1 protein-coding gene is annotated in these 764 nt (G+C 41.4%); it reads right to left on the bottom strand.

The genetic code is table 11. The annotated features are described in order from the left end of the window. The coding region (locus tag MWU56_RS16450; RefSeq protein WP_317236560.1) for a GIY-YIG nuclease family protein at positions 1–239 on the bottom strand (239 nt) is incomplete at its 3' end. Between the last annotated feature and the right edge of the window lie 525 nt (positions 240–764).

The raw sequence follows: 764 nt of genomic DNA, 5'->3' as shown, positions 1-764 counted from the left end.
CTATTCAAAAATTCCCAATCAGGATTAAGGGTAGAAATCAATCGCTCTTTTTTATCCCTGCGCCATTTTTTCAACTGCTTTTCTCTTGCAATAGCCATTGAAGCAGCATTAAATTGTTCATAATAAACTAGGTTATAGCAGTTATACTTACCAGCAAAAGATTCTTTTGCATTAATACTATCAAAATGGTGCTGGGAAAGTCTATTTTGAATATTATTGGTCACACCAATATAAAGCACCGTCTTCTTGTTATTCGTAACAATATATACGTAGTAAGGTGAAAGCATTTAATAAAGGTATCGTTTTTTGAGAAACAGATTTCTCAGTCGTTTCTCTCCATCGAAATGACAACCTCCTCGTCATTTCGAACCGACCCAAGGAGCGTGAGAAATCCCAAGCGCACACAGATTTCGCAGTCATTCCTCTCCCTCGAAACAACAACTTCCTCGTCATTTCGAACCGACCCAAGGAGCGTAAGAAATCTCAAACGCACACAGATTTCTCAGTCATTCCTCTCCACAAATCGAAACAACAACCCCCACGTCATTTCGAACCGACCCAAGGAGCGTAAGAAATCTCAAACGCACACAGATTTCGCAGTCATTCCACTCCCTCGAAACAACAACCCCCACGTCATTTCGAACCGACCCAAGGAGCGTGAGAAATCTCAAACACAGATAGATTTCTCAGTCGTTTCTCTCCATCGAAATGACAACCTCCTCGTCATTTCGAACCGACCCAAGAAGTGTGAGAAATCTCAAACG

The sequence above is a fragment of the Allomuricauda sp. F6463D genome (assembly GCF_023015965.1).
Lineage (GTDB): Bacteria > Bacteroidota > Bacteroidia > Flavobacteriales > Flavobacteriaceae > Flagellimonas.
This window is presented reverse-complemented; position numbering and strand designations above follow the sequence as displayed.